This is a genomic window from Methanohalophilus sp., from assembly GCF_030156785.1.
Taxonomy (GTDB): Archaea; Halobacteriota; Methanosarcinia; order Methanosarcinales; family Methanosarcinaceae; genus Methanohalophilus.
In genome coordinates this window covers 1-14,696 of sequence record NZ_JASGLW010000005.1, presented here as the reverse complement: position 1 = coordinate 14,696, position 14,696 = coordinate 1, and the positions used below count along the sequence as shown (strand labels likewise).

17 protein-coding genes and 1 pseudogene are annotated in these 14,696 nt (G+C 40.9%); 12 read left to right on the top strand and 6 right to left on the bottom strand.

What is annotated here, in order from left to right; translation table 11 throughout:
- Nucleotides 1-20: 20 nt before the first annotated feature.
- Nucleotides 21-941, bottom strand: a complete 921-nt coding sequence (mptN, locus tag PWQ49_RS03690) for a tetrahydromethanopterin:alpha-L-glutamate ligase (protein WP_300607996.1) — start codon at nt 939-941, stop codon at nt 21-23.
- Between the two features lie 30 nt (nt 942-971).
- Nucleotides 972-1,628, bottom strand: coding sequence for a DUF434 domain-containing protein (locus PWQ49_RS03685; RefSeq protein WP_300607994.1), 657 nt, complete (start codon nt 1,626-1,628; stop codon nt 972-974).
- On the opposite strand from PWQ49_RS03685, the gene ala reads away from it, so the two are divergent.
- From ala to PWQ49_RS03650, 7 genes are all read left to right on the top strand, one after another.
- Nucleotides 1,627-2,679: an alanine dehydrogenase gene (gene ala / locus PWQ49_RS03680; RefSeq protein WP_363321804.1), complete on the top strand. Its 1,053-nt coding sequence runs from the start codon at nt 1,627-1,629 to the stop codon at nt 2,677-2,679. The two genes, PWQ49_RS03685 and ala, sit on opposite strands and share 2 nt — an antisense overlap.
- Nucleotides 2,680-2,869: 190 nt before the next feature.
- A complete protein-coding gene (queC, locus tag PWQ49_RS03675; RefSeq protein ID WP_300607991.1) occupies nt 2,870-3,562 on the top strand; it encodes a 7-cyano-7-deazaguanine synthase QueC in 693 nt (230 codons plus the stop codon).
- Nucleotides 3,562-4,119: a DUF366 family protein gene (locus PWQ49_RS03670; protein WP_300608296.1), complete on the top strand. Its 558-nt coding sequence runs from the start codon at nt 3,562-3,564 to the stop codon at nt 4,117-4,119. The genes queC and PWQ49_RS03670 overlap by 1 nt, the downstream gene beginning before the upstream one ends.
- Entirely contained in the window at nt 4,116-4,838 is a 723-nt protein-coding gene (locus PWQ49_RS03665; protein ID WP_363321803.1) for a 7-carboxy-7-deazaguanine synthase QueE, read from the top strand. The genes PWQ49_RS03670 and PWQ49_RS03665 overlap by 4 nt, the downstream gene beginning before the upstream one ends.
- Nucleotides 4,838-5,200 (top strand): 6-carboxytetrahydropterin synthase QueD, encoded by a 363-nt coding sequence (gene queD, locus PWQ49_RS03660; protein WP_300607989.1) that lies wholly within the window; start codon nt 4,838-4,840, stop codon nt 5,198-5,200. The genes PWQ49_RS03665 and queD overlap by 1 nt, the downstream gene beginning before the upstream one ends.
- Before the next feature lie 63 nt (nt 5,201-5,263).
- The gene (gene nifB, locus PWQ49_RS03655) at nt 5,264-6,211 is read left to right on the top strand and encodes a nitrogenase cofactor biosynthesis protein NifB (RefSeq protein WP_300608291.1); all 948 of its coding nucleotides are present in this window, start codon (nt 5,264-5,266) and stop codon (nt 6,209-6,211) included.
- Between the two features lie 18 nt (nt 6,212-6,229).
- The gene (locus tag PWQ49_RS03650; RefSeq protein ID WP_300607986.1) at nt 6,230-7,210 is read left to right on the top strand and encodes a methanogenesis marker 2 protein; all 981 of its coding nucleotides are present in this window, start codon (nt 6,230-6,232) and stop codon (nt 7,208-7,210) included.
- On the opposite strand, the gene PWQ49_RS03645 is transcribed toward PWQ49_RS03650, so the two are convergent.
- Nucleotides 7,207-7,506: a hypothetical protein gene (locus PWQ49_RS03645; RefSeq protein WP_300607983.1), complete on the bottom strand. Its 300-nt coding sequence runs from the start codon at nt 7,504-7,506 to the stop codon at nt 7,207-7,209. The two genes, PWQ49_RS03650 and PWQ49_RS03645, sit on opposite strands and share 4 nt — an antisense overlap.
- 136 nt (nt 7,507-7,642) lie before the next feature.
- Between PWQ49_RS03645 and PWQ49_RS03640 the strand changes: the two genes are divergently transcribed.
- Both PWQ49_RS03640 and PWQ49_RS03635 read left to right on the top strand, forming a co-directional pair.
- Nucleotides 7,643-8,344, top strand: a complete 702-nt coding sequence (locus PWQ49_RS03640) for a radical SAM protein (protein ID WP_300607980.1) — start codon at nt 7,643-7,645, stop codon at nt 8,342-8,344.
- A 475-nt stretch (nt 8,345-8,819) separates the two neighbouring features.
- Nucleotides 8,820-9,251 carry a DUF488 domain-containing protein gene (locus PWQ49_RS03635; RefSeq protein WP_300607977.1) on the top strand — a complete coding sequence of 144 codons (432 nt, stop codon included), beginning with the start codon at nt 8,820-8,822 and terminating at the stop codon, nt 9,249-9,251.
- A gap of 1 nt (nt 9,252) precedes the next feature.
- Here PWQ49_RS03635 and htpX read toward each other — a convergent pair whose 3' ends face one another.
- The 3 genes from htpX to PWQ49_RS03620 form a co-directional block, all read right to left on the bottom strand.
- Nucleotides 9,253-10,101: a zinc metalloprotease HtpX gene (gene htpX, locus PWQ49_RS03630; protein ID WP_300607974.1), complete on the bottom strand. Its 849-nt coding sequence runs from the start codon at nt 10,099-10,101 to the stop codon at nt 9,253-9,255.
- A 291-nt stretch (nt 10,102-10,392) separates the two neighbouring features.
- Nucleotides 10,393-10,671, bottom strand: a complete 279-nt coding sequence (locus PWQ49_RS03625) for a hypothetical protein (protein WP_300607970.1) — start codon at nt 10,669-10,671, stop codon at nt 10,393-10,395.
- The gene (locus PWQ49_RS03620; RefSeq protein ID WP_300607968.1) at nt 10,668-12,008 is read right to left on the bottom strand and encodes a hypothetical protein; all 1,341 of its coding nucleotides are present in this window, start codon (nt 12,006-12,008) and stop codon (nt 10,668-10,670) included. The genes PWQ49_RS03625 and PWQ49_RS03620 overlap by 4 nt, the downstream gene beginning before the upstream one ends.
- Before the next feature lie 703 nt (nt 12,009-12,711).
- Here PWQ49_RS03620 and PWQ49_RS03615 point away from each other — a divergent pair.
- The 3 genes and pseudogenes from PWQ49_RS03615 to PWQ49_RS03605 form a co-directional block, all read left to right on the top strand.
- Nucleotides 12,712-13,065 (top strand): S1C family serine protease, encoded by a 354-nt coding sequence (locus tag PWQ49_RS03615; RefSeq protein ID WP_300607965.1) that lies wholly within the window; start codon nt 12,712-12,714, stop codon nt 13,063-13,065.
- Between the two features lie 18 nt (nt 13,066-13,083).
- Nucleotides 13,084-13,833: a trypsin-like peptidase domain-containing protein gene (locus tag PWQ49_RS03610; protein ID WP_300607962.1), complete on the top strand. Its 750-nt coding sequence runs from the start codon at nt 13,084-13,086 to the stop codon at nt 13,831-13,833.
- A 269-nt stretch (nt 13,834-14,102) separates the two neighbouring features.
- Nucleotides 14,103-14,696, top strand: a pseudogene (locus PWQ49_RS03605) (methanogenesis marker 9 domain-containing protein); the annotation flags it as partial.

Genomic DNA, 14,696 nt, shown 5'->3' with positions numbered 1-14,696 from the left:
AAGTTCTCCTGAAAATAAGTTCAAAGCAGCTTTTCAACGACATGCTCGATGATCCTGTCGGTTGGATAAATTCCCCATGTCCTATAAATACCTGCTCCTGAGGGTGTGGCATTGATTTCCAGAACCATGTCGGTTTTTTCCCCTTCTATTAGATCTATTCCTGCATAGGTTGTTCCGACAGCCTCAGACGCTTTCACACATAGTTCCTTTTGTTCGTCATTCAATATGCACCGGCTGGCCTTGCCACCTTGGCTGAGGTTATTGATCCATCCTTTTGCAGAACTGCGGTAAATGGCTGCAATGATTTCTCCTCCCACAATAAATGCCCGGATATCCCTGAAAGGATTCTCGACAAATTCCTGTATGTAGAGGCACCCTCTTTCCTCGATCAATTGCCGGAGTAACTTTTCAGCTTCCATAGGGAGTTTTTCTCCATTATTTGAGATTACAGCATTGCCAACAATCCTGTAAATCCCATGCCCCTTAAAACCATGAAGTGGTTTAATTACAATGTCTTTTGAAGCACTCACAATATCAATTGCTTTTTCCAGATCCTGCACAATGTGGGTGGAAGGGACTGGGATTTGTTTTTTCCTGAGAAGATATGTTGTGTGAAATTTGCTCGCTGCATTTTGGATTGCTTCTGTGGAATTTATTACAGGAATTCCCTCTTTTTCAAGCTCCTTAATCCAGTCAAATCTAAACGACAGACCTTCATTACCTGAAGCAACGACATCCCTGACGATCACAGCATCAAAGTCATGGACATTTTTATTCTCAACAAAGGAATTGTCCAGATCAACGTTAAGATTTTGCAGATTCAGCTGGATTCCCTCTACGCCTGCCTTTCTGCATGATTTAAGAAAAGCATTTGTTGTCCAGTCAGGTTCGTTTCCACAGGCAATAGCTATTCTTTTCACGGCTTTTAGTTCTGTGCTCAACTTACATCAACCTGACGTTGCAGGTATCTGCTATAAATTTATTCCCCAGTATTTTGTAAAACATGCGGGAATGTCGACAACCTTGCTCACACTGTCAATAATTATTCCATCTGAAGTTGCAATTATGTCTGACTGAATGTTTTTCAAATCATAATCCACGTGATCTGAAGTGAGTGCATCGCCTTCAATACGATGTTCTTTCATTTTTTTTCTCAAAAGAACTGCTAGATTCCCGCTGTTGCTCATGGGTCTGTCAAGGAGAATTGTTGTCCGGGAAGGTTGATTCTGGTGCAATATTTCCATGAGTTTATCGATTGCAATAATTGTGGTATCTGTCATCTTAAAATTGTTGAATTTTCCTCTAATATCTCTCACATACCCGTCGTCTGAAACCCATAGTGTATAGTCTTCCAATGCGGTTTCTATTCCGATGAGCACATTATAGCCATCAATAGCAAGGCTTTTCCCGGGTATTTGGTCACACTCGATTATCTTGTTTTTTCTTTTTTCCACAATGTCCGGTTTTATGACAGTCCTGTTCAATATATGCCTTTGTTTCGAGTAAAGCCGATAGTGATCACTCACAAACTTTAGCGCTCCTGCTCTGGGATACCCTTTGCTCAAAAGATAACGGAGGTCTTCTGCTGCAACCGCCAAAATTCTCAATTCGTCTTCATACTTGCTCATGGTTGCATACTTCATTTCTAAAACAGATCTTTTATACCTGTCGTACAATAAACCCTTATGGGGTGTTCAACTGGATATTCTCTGGCTTAATCAGGATGATGTGAAGGCGGTCCTTGACATGCCTTCTGCAATGGACGCGGTAGAAAAGGCATTTGCGGAACATGGAAAAAAGAAAGTTCAAATGCCTCCTAAACCATATCTATATTTCCCTAAACACAATGGCGATTTACGTACAATGCCTGCGTTTCTGGAAGAAGATGACATTGCAGGAGTCAAAATTGTTAATGTGCATCCTGAAAACAGGAAAAAAGGATTGCCGACAGTGATGGCTGTTTTTGTTCTCAATTCGACAGAAACCGGTGCACCGCTGGCAATCATGGATGCCACCTATCTTACGAATATGCGTACAGGTGCTGCTGGTGGCGTTGCGGCAAAACATCTTGCCAGAAAAGATTCAAAAGTTGCAGGTTTTGTTGGTGGAGGCAACCAGGCTAGATGCCAGTTGCTGGGCTTGTCTGAAAGCTTTGACCTTGAGTGTGTGAAAGTTTATACGCGAAGTAGTGCGTCAGCAAATTCTTTTGTTTCATTTGCTGAGAAATTATTGTCATGTGATGTTGTAGTTGCCGAAACAATTTCGGATGTTTGCCAGTCTGATATAGTGGTTACGGCAACTCCTTCCCGGAATCCTATAGTCAAAGAAGAGTGGATCGCTGAAGGTACACACATAAATGCTATCGGGGCAGATGCTCAGGGAAAGGAAGAACTTGACCCTTTAATACTAAAAAGAGGAAGAGTCGTGGTAGATGACAAGCTTCAGGCTTTCCATTCAGGTGAAGTAAATGTTCCCCTTAGCTCCGGTATAATCACTGAAGATATGATTTGTTGTGAAATCGGTGAAGTTATAACAGGATTGAAGAAGGGGAGGGTATCAGAGAAAGACATTACTATCTTTGATTCAACCGGCCTTGCTATACAGGATGTTGCTGTCGGTAATTTAGTATACAGAAGAGCTATTGAAAGCGGAATTGGTGAAAATCTCAAAATGTTTTAATATAGGAGAGCAGGTACACAAAAATAATACATCTGTATAATGTAGTAGATGGATTATATCTCCTTTCGATCTATAATTCGCTTGTTATAAATCATCCGATGGAACGATATGAAGGCTATTGTCATTTATAAGGTTAGATACCTATAAATAACCTTTAAAGAATACTGGGGTAATAGCCGGAGGATTGATTTTGAAAGGGATATGTCTTTTGAGCAGTGGGCTGGACTCAGTAGCAGCTCTTGCGATTGCAAAGAAAAAAATGGACATCGCCCTTGCACTAACTTTTGATTATGGTCAACGTTCCGCAGCGATTGAGAAATCCTTTTCTAAAAAAATATGTGATCACTATAACATCATCCACAAAACCATCCAGCTTGGTTGGCTGGAAGCTATAACAACTACATCTCTTGTGAACAAAGAGAAATCATTACCTGAACCTTCGACTAAGGACCTTTTCTCTGAAACAGCAACAAAAACTGCAGCATCAGTGTGGGTTCCGAATCGCAATGGTTTGATGCTGAATATTGCAGCATGTTTCGCTGAAACAATGGATTGTGAATTTATTATTGTCGGTTTCAATGCAGAAGAAGCAGCGACTTTCCCAGACAATTCTCCTAAATTTGTGGATGCCGCAAACCTTTTTTTCACATATTCTACTCTTAAAGGCGTGAAAGTTTATGCTCCATTGCTCGGCATGGATAAAGAATCTATCGTAAAAACATCTCTGGAAAATGATGCACCGCTTAAATGGAGTTGGAGTTGTTATGCATCAGGTCCTGATCCATGCGGGGTTTGTGAAAGCTGTAAAAGACGCTCTCTTGCGTTTGAAAAAATCGGAAGGGCTGATCCACTGTTTGCTGAAACGGAGGGTATAAGCCAATGATAGAAGCTTATGTCATGGATAAGAGAATCGATTACGACGGTAGTCAAATATCATCACTCTGGGCCTATTCGGCTTTTGGAATCCAATCTGATTCAATAATCGCTTTCAGGGGTGCATGTGATGTTTTCCCTGAGCATATGATTGATCTGGAAGACCGCAGGCAAAACGAATCGATTGAATCGCCGGACATGCTGCATTTTATAGTGGAACACTTTGATTCTACCGATCTTAAACTTGTTTATGCCAGACAACGCTTGCTAGCTACTATTTTTGCTTCAGTGCTAACAGATAAAGGAATCGCAGTGGAACGGAAGGGGGACGATCTTTTCGTAGATGGAAAGAAACTGTCGGTATCAATAGCAAGCACTTCTGCTATTTCCCAAAAAATACATTTTGGCGTAAATGTCTCCCATGATTTCTATGGAAATCTTAAGGATGCTGGCATGACCGAGAAGCAAGCAGTGAACCTGATGGATGTGGTTTCCAAAAAATATGTTTTTGAAATAGAAGACATTGAAGCCGACTTAAGAAAATCCCGACAATTGGGGGTATTTTGATCCAGGAAGCAAACCTGATTGAAGTGTTTTGTGCCGTGCAGGGCGAGGGACCCTATGTAGGAGTCCGACAGGCGTTTGTGAGATTTTCAGGTTGCAACCTTAATTGCAGTTACTGTGATACTCCCGTTGCGCCTCCGGGCAGTTGCAAGTACGAATCCCCTAGTAAACCCATTTCATTCTTGCATGTGAAAAATCCAATGGGTCCTGCAAGTGTGGATAAGTTGATTGAATCCTACGACAAAATTCATTCAGTATCTCTTACCGGTGGCGAGCCGTTACTCAATGCTGATTTTATTTCAGCCCTCTCAACCGATGTTCCGCTTTATCTTGAAAGCAACATGACACTTCCGGACATGGCTAGGAAAGTAAAAGATAAAGTTAGTTATGTTTCAGGTGATGTCAAACTTGATCCAGGTTTACCGGAGGATGAATTAGAGTTACATCTAAAAAACACAATAAAATGTTTCAGCATTCTTCGCAATACGGATTGTCGTGATTGTTTCTGTAAAGTGGTTGTTACCTCAAAAACGTCTATGGATGACTTAATATTAATTATCGAGGATATTCATAGATATCTAAGCTGTGTCATTCTCCAGCCGGTGACACAGGAACACATGGCTGCCAGCCCATCGTTTTTGCTGGATTGCCAATATCGTCTGCTGGACATTGTAGATACACGTATAATTCCCCAGACTCACAAGATGTGGGGGTGTTTATAATGACAAATGCAAATACAAAGATGAAACTCGGAATTATTGAATACATTGACAGTGCACACTATCTTCCGGGGCATGAAACCTGCGGAGTGGTGCACGGTCACACGTATAAGACCGAAATTGTGATTGAAGGTGAGAAAAAGGAAACTGGCATGGTAATGGATTTCTATGACATCAAAAGTACTGTGCGTAAAATCCTGAAAGAATATGATCACCGTTTGCTGAACGACATTCTTGAATTTCCAAGTTCGGAAAATCTTTGCGAGGCTATCCATGCCCGTTTATCTGATGCCTTGCCTTATCGGGTTTCTGTGAAAGTATGGGAAGGAGAAGGCAAGTGGTGCCAGATTGACGGTTTTGACTAAAGTTTTCCCAAACTTATATCTATGGCTGCTCCAATAAGTTCACGCCTTAAAAATGGAGGATATATTTTGTCTGAAAAAACTGATAATCTGCCAGAAAAGTGCGAAGAGGTAAATTTTACCGATGATGTTCACCGAAGAATTGCAGAACATCCCTGCTATAATAAAAATGCCCAGCACAAATTCGGGCGGATGCATCTGGCAGTAGCACCGAAATGTAATATCCAGTGCAACTACTGTGATCGTAAGTACGACTGCGTTAACGAGAGCAGACCGGGGGTTACCAGTGAAGTCTTATCTCCACAGCAGGCTTTTGAAAAAAGTCGTCAGGTTCTGAAAGAGTATCCTTTCATCAAGGTTGTTGCAGTAGCAGGGCCCGGAGATCCCCTTGCTAATGACGAGACATTTGAGACATTTGAGTTAGTCAAAAACGAGTTCCCTGATGTCACGCTTTGTCTCAGCACAAACGGTCTATCACTTCCCGAAAAAATGCAGGACATCTTGAGAGTCGGAGTTTCAACACTGACAGTGACTATGAACGCAATCGACCCCAAAATAGGTGCTAAAATTATTGATCATGTTGTTTATGACGGCAAGGTTTACCACGGAGTGGAGGGTGCTTCGATTCTTCTTGAAAACCAGCTTGAAGGGATCAAACAAGCTGTGGAAGCAGGTCTTGTTGTAAAAATTAATACTGTACTCATTCCCGGAATCAATGATGATCATATTATAGATGTGGCTAAAAAACTAAGTGAAATGGGTATTTACATCATGAATGTTATGCCTCTCATTGCGCAGGCAACATTTGCAGACCTGAGACCTCCTACGAACAAAGAGAGAAAAGCTATTCAGGATGCCTGTGAACCGTATGTAAAGCAGATGAGCCACTGCAGACAATGTCGCTCCGATGCATATGGTCTTCTTGGGAAGGATCTATCTCAGATGAGTGAAATGCGTAGAAATCTTATCAAGATTGAAAGCCACAAACATGCGAAAAAAGATCCTGAAAACTAACCTGCAAAGGTGTATAATTTGAATCTTGATGATTTGGCCCATGAACTCTGCAATTTTGAAGGGGTTGTCCGCAAGAAACCGATTGCGGATATTGCTAGGATGTTTGAGGATGTGCAGTCGGAATATTCTGGAACTATTGTGGATATGGGAGATGACGCTGCGGTAATTGATATTGGCAGCGACGAGGTAATTCTTTTTGCGGCAGACGGGATATGGGGAAAAATAGTAGATGCAAGTCCCTGGTGGACAGGATATACTTCAATTGTTGTAAATGTAAATGATATTTCCGCGATGGGGGGCCGACCTCTTGCGATGGTGAATGTCATGTCTTCAAGTGATGAGGATGTTTCAAATGAGATGCTTGAAGGCATGCGTGAAGGTATTCGCAAGTTCGGTGTTCCCATGGTCGGTGGACATATGCATCCAGATACTCCGTATAATTCACTTGCTGTTGCCATAATAGGTATTGCCCGCAAGGATTCTCTTATCCGCAGTGATACCGCATCCGCAGGAGACGCAATCATTTTGGCCTATGATCTTGATGGCAAGGTGGGAGAAAATTCGCCTTACAGCTGGGATACTACTTCATTTAAGGATGCTGAAACTGTAAAAGCACGCTATCTTGTTATGAAGGATATTGGAGAAGCCGGATTGGTGACTGCCGGTAAAGATATCAGTAATCCTGGCACAATTGGTACTCTTGGAATGCTTTGTGAAACCAGTGGCGTCGGTGCAAAGGTCGATCTAAGTAAAATACCATCTCCAGAATCCATGCCTCTGGTTCAGTGGCTGAAAATTTACCCTGCCACGGGTTATGTTGTAACAGTAAAGCCGGATAAAGTAGGTGATTGCATTAAAGCTTTCGAAGACGTAGGGATTACTGCTACTGAAGTAGGGGTAATCACGTCATCCCTGCAGCTTGAAATTGAGTACGAAGGTAAGAAAGCATGTGTGTTTGACTTTGAGAAAGACATTATTACCGGTATTAAATCTCATTAATCAGAATTCACGTACGCATTGAGTTCCTGATGAAGGTATTTTTCGGCTTCCTGAACAGTTTCAAGTTTACCTCTTAATACAATTACCTCCCTTTCCTCACATTCCACGATATTCACATTAATTTTGCGTTCAAGGGGCTCGAGATCAAATTCCTCTACCAGATCATATATTATATATGATGGCGTTCCCGGCGGGATAATGAGATCGTAAAGTCCTTCTAGGATATCACTCGAGTCTGATGCCTGTTGTTTATCTTTACTTCTTTTGAGGTCTTCCAGAGTAAGCTTTTTTAGCATGCTATTACACCATTATTGACGTGATTGCCCTACATTTAGCTTTTCTGCTTTTATAGCTTATCCCCTGGTTATATTTATGTTAAGCACAGTGTTTTTGTAGTCTATTGTCTGGTAATTGTAAATAGAGGTAATAGCAATGCGTTTAATTAACTTATCTGAAAACAATGGTGAAGTAAGACTGGAATTTTTTGGTTGTAATCTCAAATGTCCATACTGTGTACACATTACCCAGCCATTTGAAGAGTATTCGATTGATCAGATTATAGATTTTGTCAGAGATTCCGATGCACAAAAGGTTTTTCTTGGAGGTGCAGAACCCACTATCCAAAAAGATTTGATGTCTTTGATCGAAGAACTGGATCGGCTTGGTGTCGAAACGCTATTGAAATCTGATGGCATGAAACCTGAAGTTCTGGAGCTAGCAATGCCCTATGTGAAAGGTTTTGTTCTTGAGTTGAAAGCACCAATGGATGATACTGCTTCCCTTGCGGAATTAACCGGAATGCCTGAGGACAGAGTGGATAAATATGTAGCAAATCTTTCAAAATCCCTTGAATTGGCAAAGAATAAATGGCTCAGAATATGGATACGCTTGATTCCCGGCTATGTAACAGGAAAACGATTTGAGAAGGTTATTCCATTGTTAGAGGGGGCTTCGGAAGTTCTTCTGTATCAATTTTTGAGTAATCCTGATTTTGATCTTCCTTTTAAAGATTATTCAGATCCCGTACCTTCGTGGAATGAGATGGAGGAATTAGCTTCTATTGCATGCCATGTGGTACCAACGGTTGTTATCATAGGTGAAAATGGTAAAAAATCAATTCATTGCGGAAATTAATTGATAAAAGGAAAAAATGAGCAAGTTTGTAAAAGTAGAATTGTGGTGGTATAAAAACTGCTTTTAATTCTTGCTTCTATTCAGTAGTTTACTAATCTTATAATCTTCTATAATCAGCCCCCTATCCCATTATATATGCATAAAAAGTGCCACCTTTTCCATGTTACCACGATTCAAAATTACACATAATCATATTACAGTAAAAGGTTCATTAAAGTAATAGAAAAGAAACTATAAAGATAAAATCGAGTAGAAGACCAATAACAAAACCAGTTCTTTGCAGAGTCTGCTTACGATATAATCAGGATAATTCGTGAATACTTATGGTCAAGATTGATATAAAGCAATATTTCGATCAATATAATGAACCCGAAAAAGAAAAGATGTGGAGGAGCCACAAGATTTAATCGTTATGAAGCAGAATCATGGAGAGTTAAATGAAATCAGTATAAATTTCTAAAGGATTGGAAATTCTATGATTTGCTATACGATAGGATATGGAAACCGGAGCTTTGAAGAATTTATAGGCTTACTCAGAAAACATGGAATATCCCATCTAATTGATGTACGCAGTTATCCACATTCAGAAAGAGAAGAATTTAATCTGGAATATCTTATGGCAGAACTACCTAAGAGGGAATTGAAATACGTGCACTGCCCACAAATCGGTGGAATTCGCATGATTCCCTATCAAAAATTCATGGAATCAGCGGATTTTGGAGATGCCATCTCTGTACTGTATTCAATAATAGAAAAAGCGAACAACGAAAATACAGGAATTGCTTTAATGTGTGCTGAGAAGAATCCGAGATATTGTCATCGGCATTTTATCTCACAGGAATTAGAAAAAAGAGAGGTCCGGATAATTCACATTACTGAACCGGGCCAGACTTCACTCACTTTTTAATTTACATTTGCCTTAGTCTTCTGATACGTTCCTCAGTAGGAGGATGTGTCCTGAACAGGTTCATCAGGGTACTGCCCCGAAGTGGATTGACAATGAACATGTGTGCAGTACTCTCAGAGGGCTTCACATCAGAGGGACTTGCCCTGTAATTTGATGAAGCTGCTTCCAGTTTTGCAAGAGCACTTGCCAGAGCCAATGGCTTGTGTGAAATACGAGCACCTTCAGCATCTGCTGCAAATTCACGAGATCGGGATATTGCCAGCCTAATTATTGTTGCTGCAATTGGTGCTATAATGGCCATTGCAATGAAACCGACAATATTGTTATCGCCATCCCTTCCACCAATACCGCCAAAAATTGCAGCCCAGCGAATCCACATTGCCACCATAGTAATAACACCGGCAATTGTAGCAGCTACTGCACTTATCAGGGTATCGCGGTTCTTCACATGGGCCATTTCATGGGCAAGTACGCCTTCGAGTTCTTCTTCGGAAAGAAGCTTTAAAATACCAGTTGTAACTGCTACTGCCGCATGATCGGGATTCCTGCCCGTTGCAAATGCATTGGGCATTGAAGTCTGGACAATGTATACCCTCGGCATGGGAAGACCCGCAGAATGAGCAAGATTACGCACTATGCGGTAAATTTGTGGCGCTTCTGCTTCAGTAACTTCCTTCGCATGATACATCCTAAGAACGATTTTATCACTATACCAATAGGTACCAAAATTCATCAGGAGAGCAAATGCAAACGCAATGACCATTCCTCCGGTACCCCAGTAAGAACCAATGATCACCAGCAAGCCAGTAAGTGTCGCCAGTAATACGGTGGTTTTTAGCATATTCCTCATGATTTACCTCATAGTATCAAAGATAAATGAAATCTCATACTAAGTTGACACAAATTGATTTGTAATTATATATAAATCATTTGATAGTTTGACTTCGCCAACCTTATAAGACCCGCAAATAAAAGGCCCACATGAACAATAGAACAACGGTAAATATAAACATCATTCTTATCGTTTTTTACTGAGCATTATACTATTTGACTATCTCCTTGAGATTGTTCACACCACCATACCTAGCTAGAGGTTTTCTGCATGGCATTTATATTTACCCAATTAAAAAAGATGGAGGACTCAAAACTCCTCCAGAGTCAGATTTGAATCATATTCTAGATCTTCAAGCATTACTTCCAGTTCTGCAATGTCTTCTTCAAGAGAAGCAAGCTCCTCATCAGTCAACGCCGCTCCTTCTTCAGCAAGTACCTTATCCGCATAATCAGAAACTGAATCTGCGGGAGAAACTGCAGCGGATTCTGTCGCTGCCTCATCATTTCCGACACATCCGGCAATGAGAACAACTGCGCATATAATGAAACAAAGATAAATAAAGCGAGCTGATGCCACTTCAATCACTCCATATCCTCAGTTTCATTTTCGTTTGATTCATCCCCTTCATCATTCTCATGGTCCTCGTCGTCTCCCTCATCATCAACTACGTTAGCCCATTCAAAACTCTGGAGAGAGATATTTTCATCATTAATTTCACAAGAGCCTTCACCTGAAAGCATTACACTTCCCATGCCTTCACCCTCAAAAGATATGTCGAAGCCATGAACCATTACAGTTAGCCTCGATCCTGAGATGGAAGCATTACCTGTGAAATTGTGATATACCTGAGAGGGTACGCCCTCACCACGGGATTCTCCGCCGTTGAAGAGATCATATTCACCTTCCACATCAACGACAGCATCCCCTGCAAGATCCTTCACAACTAGAGTTGCATTTGTGGCAGAAAGTTCAATATCCAGATCCCCGGAAAGAACTGCAGTACCATCACCTTCTGCATTTACAACACCTGGACCTGCAAATTTAGCATACCCTGGACGTTGATCCTTTATTTCCCCAAGAAGATCTCGAAGTATTGTATTTGCTTCCTTAATGTTGTTTATTGCCAATTGAACATAGGCAGCAGCTTCTGTTGTATTTGCCTGATAGTTATCTTTTGCAAGATCAAGATATTCACTTGCTTCTGCAACAAGAGAATTATACTCTCCGAGCAATTCCTCTGCCCCGGAAGTATCAACACCACTTTCGTTTAATCTTGTTATTTCAAAGTCCAGTCGTTCAGAAGTCCTCTCTGCCTTGACAAGATAAGCCTCCAGACCTCTTACAATGTGGACAGCCCTTGACAAATTGATATCTTTGTGTGCATCTTTCCAGATATCACGTACCGATTTGGCAACATCTGCAAGATCTTTTCTATCTTCTGCGTCTTCAAGACTTTCTTTTGCTTCTTCAAGTTCCTTGATGTAACTCTCAAGAAGTTCTATCTGATCTTCGTCTCCGTTGTTCTCCTTGAGAACAGTCTTTGTTTCATTCAGGCTGGTTATCATGTAGTCAATGGTGGTGTTAAGGTAATCCCTTGAAACATTGAAAATGTCTTCTTCCGTTGCACTCCCATTATTGAACATTGCCTTTGCCCTGTTCAAATCTTTCCTTGCTTTAAGCGACTCATGCTGTAACTGTTTTGAGTACTGGATGCGATCCCTGTTCATAATTTGTGGGTCAGCCATTAAAGTAACTGCGGACCCTCCTGATGCTCCTGATGCGTTTCTCGCAAAAACCTGAGCCGCAGAATTAACAGTTACATTATTCAAATTACCTTCGTGTAAAGCCGCAGCCGGAAGAATTGTTAACAGCATACAGACTGAAGCGAATAATGCAAATATTTTTTTATTATTGATGTTCATAGTAACTTTCCTCCTTTATTCCAAAATCATTTAATACGTGCCATTTGACAAGATGAATATATAAGCATACTTTTATGAATCAACCATTGTATCTTTAAAAGCTTTATTTTATGATTTTAAAGCTTTATTTTATGCCCATTTTCTAATTAAGCTTTAATTTGAGACTGTCAGAGAAGTTATTAGATATGTGAAATATTTTAGAATTGCACGTAGGAAAATGATTTTTTGTATTGATATATATAACTGCTCTGAGGAAATACCTTCCCCTAAACTCAGTTAACCTATTACCATTTTTATGATGAAACTGTTTCCTAACTTGTTCTTATAATTTTTCCAGTATAACATGAAACATGCAATATCCAGCAATCCCCTAAAAAAATGCATTGAGTCTTTCATATCTGCTTGCTAATCTTCTCCCCATCTTAAACCAATAATCATTCAATACTGGTTCATTTAGCATATCTCTTCATACATCCTGCAATTAAAACAAAGAGAATAACCATTGATGATCTTGTGGTCATCAGCTCTTCTCCTAACCAGTTTATTGGCTGGGCGGTAGAATAGATTTAATAAATTCCCATTGATTATCAGAAAGTTTTCTAAATTCCATTTCAATACCCCTCAAACTATAATTAGAAGAAGTGGCATTTATGTTTTGAAACAGACTCGTAATAGTAATATCTCCGGAAGAAGGGAGCGGATCATGGGAGACGAACATACCAATTATGCTACTGTGTTTGCAATACTCATAATTGGTTTTGTAATCGGCATGACTTTTACAGCAATGTTATACAGCGGAAAACAGGTTGATGTAAACTCTGGCAATGGATTAGAGTCATCCATCAACTTCAATACAAGTTCAGTTGAAATTTATGAAAAACTTTATGCTGAAGCCAAAGATTCCGTGGTATCCGTGAGGGCCAAAGGAAAAATCAACGGGGTCGAATTTACTACAGGTGGATCCGGGTTCCTTTATGATGACTCTGGACACATTGTCACAAACCAACATGTGATCGAAGATGCTGATACCGTGGAAGTCTATTTCATCAATGGATAGGGCAATACTGTTGAGATCGTGGGAGGAGACAGGTATTCGGATATCGCAGTCCTGAAAATATCCACCATACCCTATGACGAAGATTTAAACCCATCCCCGCTTAAGCTTGCCAACTCATCGGAAGTCCGTCCCGGACAGATTGTGCTTGCAATCGGAAGCCCTTTCGGTCTTGAAGGAAGCGTGACGCAGGGAATTGTCAGCGCGACTGGAAGAACCCTCCCCACCGAGGAAGGATTTTCAATGTCTAATGTGATCCAGACAGACGCCGCACTAAATCCCGGCAATTCAGGTGGTCCTTTACTTTCCCTTTCGGGAGAAGTAATCGGAATCAACCGTGCAAAAGGCGGAGATAACGTTGGGTTTTCAATTCCTTCAAACCGTGTACGTGAGGTAGCTGATTCAATAATAGCTACGGGAAAATACGAACACTCATGGTTGGGAATCCGTATGCTGGAGGTGGACCCTCTTGCTGCTGAATATATGGGACTCAGTAATGAAGCAGCAAATGGAGTGATGGTGGTGGATGTAGTTGAAGACGGACCCTCCGACAAAGCCGGCTTAATAGCCGCTGAGGAAAAAGTAATCGACGGGAAACCCGTTTTTGTGAATGGAGATATCATTGTGGGAATTGATGATATTTCTATGTATACCACGAACGAAATAATATCCTATGTCAATAGCAAAAGACCAGGTGAGATTATAGAGCTTATTATTTATCGGGAAGGCGAAAAGATAACAGTGGATGTTAAACTTGGTATCCGGCCCTAATGCGAAGACCTAATGCAAATTGAATGAGTTCATGTCCTCTCCTATCGTTTTAGGTTCACTATTTACTTTCACAAAAGGTCTTCTCTGTATTGCTGATCATACCTGCAATATCTGTGAATGCATTATTTACATGCACACAGGATAAAGGGTAGACCTGAAATGATCACTTTCCGTTGTATTGTTTTTTCCCTGTGCACCTGACAAAAGTTAAATAAAGGGCGCTGCATCCTCTACATGTCTCATTAGTAAAGATTCCAGAGGATTTTATCGTGACTGACGAATTATTTGACATAAAGAGCGGTTACATTTCATTTAATAACCCTATTGCTATCGCTTCCATGGCGGGTAAAACTGATAGCTCATTTGCAAACCGCTATGGCAAAAACGCCGGGCTGGTGATACTTGGAGGATATAATCTGGATGCTGCAACCAATGAAGCTGCAAAAAGAATTGAATCCAGAGGAAGAGAAGAATTTGTATCTGACAATCCACTTGAATTCCTGAAAAGTGAAATTGAGAAGACCGAAGTATCCGGAGCTGCTGGATTCAATCTGAGAAGTACCTCAATTGAGCCTTTAATTGAAGCCGCAAATATGATCAGGGAAGCAAGCGGGATTCTTGAGCTTGATGCACATTGCAGGCAAGAAGAAATGATCGAAATCGGCGCAGGGGAAGCACTGATGAAAGATCTCCCGCGCCTTACGGAATGGATTCGCCTGATCAAGGAAACGGGTGTTGTACTCTCGGTAAAGATCAGGGCAAATGTTGTGGATGACGAGGAACTGGCAAAAACAATTGAATCTGCAGGTGCTGACATACTCCACGTTGATGCAATGAAAGCCGGAGCGGGAGCGGATCTCAAC

What these genes read in the sequence shown, in the direction of transcription:
- PWQ49_RS03645 (WP_300607983.1), bottom strand. Translation starts at nt 7,506, where the DNA reads ATGCTAAAAAAGCTTACTCTGGAAGACCTCAAAAGAAGTAAAGATAAA.
- PWQ49_RS03620 (WP_300607968.1), bottom strand. Translation starts at nt 12,008, where the DNA reads ATGAACATCAATAATAAAAAAATATTTGCATTATTCGCTTCAGTCTGT.
- htpX (WP_300607974.1), bottom strand. Translation starts at nt 10,101, where the DNA reads ATGAGGAATATGCTAAAAACCACCGTATTACTGGCGACACTTACTGGC.
- PWQ49_RS03635 (WP_300607977.1), top strand. Translation starts at nt 8,820, where the DNA reads ATGATTTGCTATACGATAGGATATGGAAACCGGAGCTTTGAAGAATTT.
- ala (WP_363321804.1), top strand. Translation starts at nt 1,627, where the DNA reads ATGGTTGCATACTTCATTTCTAAAACAGATCTTTTATACCTGTCGTAC.
- PWQ49_RS03615 (WP_300607965.1), top strand. Translation starts at nt 12,712, where the DNA reads ATGGGAGACGAACATACCAATTATGCTACTGTGTTTGCAATACTCATA.
- PWQ49_RS03640 (WP_300607980.1), top strand. Translation starts at nt 7,643, where the DNA reads ATGCGTTTAATTAACTTATCTGAAAACAATGGTGAAGTAAGACTGGAA.
- queD (WP_300607989.1), top strand. Translation starts at nt 4,838, where the DNA reads ATGACAAATGCAAATACAAAGATGAAACTCGGAATTATTGAATACATT.
- PWQ49_RS03685 (WP_300607994.1), bottom strand. Translation starts at nt 1,628, where the DNA reads ATGAGCAAGTATGAAGACGAATTGAGAATTTTGGCGGTTGCAGCAGAA.